Origin of the sequence: uncultured Aquincola sp. (assembly GCF_964001545.1) — a bacterium.
In the GTDB taxonomy this organism is placed as follows: domain Bacteria; phylum Pseudomonadota; class Gammaproteobacteria; order Burkholderiales; family Burkholderiaceae_C; genus Aquincola.
The window spans coordinates 1-2,752 of record NZ_CAXFDV010000082.1 but is presented as its reverse complement, the minus strand read 5'-3'; the positions used below and the strand labels follow the sequence as shown (position 1 = coordinate 2,752).

3 protein-coding genes are annotated in these 2,752 nt (G+C 71.5%); all 3 read right to left on the bottom strand.

Annotated elements, in window-relative coordinates; translation table 11 throughout:
* On the bottom strand, positions 1 to 1,037 hold a 1,037-nt coding region (locus tag ABNT58_RS02975), incomplete at its 3' end, for an alanine racemase (RefSeq protein WP_348752024.1).
* Between the two features lie 31 nt (positions 1,038 to 1,068).
* The gene (locus ABNT58_RS02970) at positions 1,069 to 1,587 is read right to left on the bottom strand and encodes a hypothetical protein (protein WP_348752023.1); all 519 of its coding nucleotides are present in this window, start codon (positions 1,585 to 1,587) and stop codon (positions 1,069 to 1,071) included.
* 37 nt (positions 1,588 to 1,624) lie between these two features.
* The coding region (locus ABNT58_RS02965; protein ID WP_348752022.1) for an SLC13 family permease at positions 1,625 to 2,752 on the bottom strand (1,128 nt) is incomplete at its 5' end.

Sequence of the window (2,752 nt, the reverse complement as noted above, 5' to 3'; positions counted from 1 at the left end):
ATGGGCAGGCGGGCCACCACGTCTGACGCAGTGCCTTCGGCCAGCGACACGATGCCGTGCTCCTGGTTGGCCGATGACAGCAGCCAGCCGGGCATCGGCGTGCCGTCCAGCGTGCACACCTGGCCGTAGCCGAAGTCCTGCGCCTGCTTGCCGGTGCCACGGTCGCGGCTCATCGCCATCCAGCCGGCATCCACGATCGCCCAGCCCTTGTCGGCCTGGTGGCCGATCACGGTAGTGAGCACGCTCAGCGCGATGTCGCCTTCGCTGCACACGCCCACGTTGCGCATCACCAGGTCGAAGAACACATACACGCCGGCGCGCAGCTCGGTCACGCCTTGCAGCGACTGGGCGGCCAGCGCCGTGGGCGTGGAGCCCACCGAGACCACCGGGCAAGGCAGCCCGGCCGCCCGCAGCCGCTCGGCGGCGCGCACGCAGCCGGCGCGTTCCTGCTCGGCCAGGGCGGTCAGCGCCTCGGGCGTGTGCAGGTCGTAGCTGCTGCCGGCATGGGTGAGCACGCCCAGCAGCCGCATGCCGCCTTCGTGCAGCCCGCGGCCGATGGCCAGCAGCGCATCGTCTTCCGGCGCCACGCCGGAGCGGTGGCCGTCGGTGTCCACCTCGATCAGCACCTCGAACGCATGGCCGTGCTGGCGGCCGACCTCGGCGATGGCGCGGGCGCCTTCCACGCTGTCGGTCAGGATCTGCAGCGCGCAGCCGCGCTGGCGCAGAGCCAGCGCCGCCGGCAGCCGGTGCGCGGCCATGCTCACCGCATACAGGATGTCGGTGTGGCCCTGGGCGAAGAACTGTTCCGCCTCCTTCAGCGTGGAGACGGTGATGCCCTGCGCGCCGGCCGCCTGCTGGGCAGCCACCACCTCGGCGCACTTGGTGGTCTTGACGTGGGGCCGCAGCCGCACGCCAAGCCGGTCGGCCTGCTGCTGCATGCGGGCGATGTTGCGCTGCATGCGGGCCACGTCGATGACGGCGGCGGGGGTGTCGATCTGCCGCAGCGCGGCGGTGGAAGGCGTGTCGAGATCCTGCATCCGCCCATTGTCGGGCGCCGGCCCGCAGGGGCTACAGCGCGGTGCCGTTGACCACGGTGGCTTCCACCACCCAGCCCTGGCCGGTGACCAGCGGGCGGGCCTCGCCATCGGCTTGCACCGCATCGCCCGGCTTGAGCTGCAGCGCGGCCATGCCATGCGGCCTGGTGTGGATGAAGTAGCCGTTGTCCAGCACCACGCCGTTGGGCTCGCCATGGCGGGCGTAGTTCAGGCGGGCCACGGTGCCGCTGTAGGGCGGCCCTTCTTCGCCGGAAGCCGCCGGCGCATGGCCGTTGACGCTGAGCAGCTGCTCGAAGCGGTGCACCGGGTGCACGGCCTCGCCCTTGTCCGACGGCGGCTCGGCCGGCGCCTGCAGGCGCACGGTGTCGCCGGGCTGCAGCACCATGAAGGGCTGGGCGGCGGTGGCGTCGTGGCGGTCGAACACGATCTGCAGCGGGCCCGCATCGGCCTTCAGCAGCACGCCTTCGATGTCGCCGCGCGGGCTGTAGATCAGGTGTTCGAACCGGCCTTCGACGTTCTGGGTCTTGCTCATGGAAAAGCTCCTTGTCAGGGGAATGAAGCCGCCGGGCCTACAGCCGCAGCAGCGCCGCGCTGGCCGCACAGACCAGCAGGAAAGGAATGGAAATGCGGTGGAACTCGCGCAGCCCATGGGGCACCCGCGCCAGCCGCAAGGCGATGAGGTTGGCCAGCGAGCCGATCACGCAGCCGAAGCCGCCCACACTGACACCCGCGGCCAGGGCCGGCAGGTCGTGCACCGAAGGCGCCAGCGCAATGGTGGCCGGCACGTTGCTGATGAACTGCGAAGCGACGATGGCCGCCAGGTAGGCGTTCAGGCCCTCGCCGATCGGCAGGCTGGCCATCCAGGCCGTGACCGCGGGCAGCGCCAGCAGCTGGCGCAGCACCAGGAACATCAGCGCGATGGTGGCCAGCAACGAAATGTCCAGCTTGAGCAGCAGCCGCGGCCGCGCCAGCAGCAGCACGCCGAACACCACTGCCAGGCCGGGCAGCAGCTGGTGCCGCTCCAGCGCCACCACGAAGGCCACGAACAAGGCACCCGCCAGCGCCAGCAGCCGCGGCGAGACGGCTGCGCGCTCGGTTTCGGGCTGCAGCTGGATGGCACGGTTGGGCACCAGCCACCAGGTGGTCAGCAGCACCAGGGCCATCATCACCGCCACGGTGGGCGCCATCATCTCGATGAAGCCGGCCACACCCAGGCCCGAGCGGTGCCACAAAAACAGGTTCTGCGGATTGCCGATCGGCGTGAGCGCCGAGCCGGCATTGACAGCCAGCGCCTGCAGCACCACCAGCCGCGCCAGCGGCAGTTCGGCCTGCGTGGCCAGCACCCGCGTCAGCGGCACCAGCAGGAACAGGCTCACGTCGTTGGTGACCAGCGCCGACAGCACCGCCGCCACCGACACCAGGCCCAGCGCCAGCGTGCGCTGGTGCGTCACCCGGCTGAGCAGCCGGCGCGCGGTGGTCTGCAGCACGCCGCTGTGTTCCACCGCCTGCGTGATGGCCAGCAGGCCGGCCAGCGCGCCCACCGTCTGCCAGTCGACCAGGGCCAGCAGCGCCGAAGGCGACTGCGGCCGCAGCAGCATCAGCCCCAGCGCCACCACGATGAGCACCCACAGCAGCGCATGGCCGCCGGGGGGTGCTTCGTCGGCCCCGGCTGCAGCCCCGGCCTGACGCCCGGCCCT

Excerpts from the sequence above, each read along its gene's own strand:
- ABNT58_RS02970 (WP_348752023.1), bottom strand. The coding sequence starts at position 1,587 with ATGAGCAAGACCCAGAACGTCGAAGGCCGGTTCGAACACCTGATCTAC.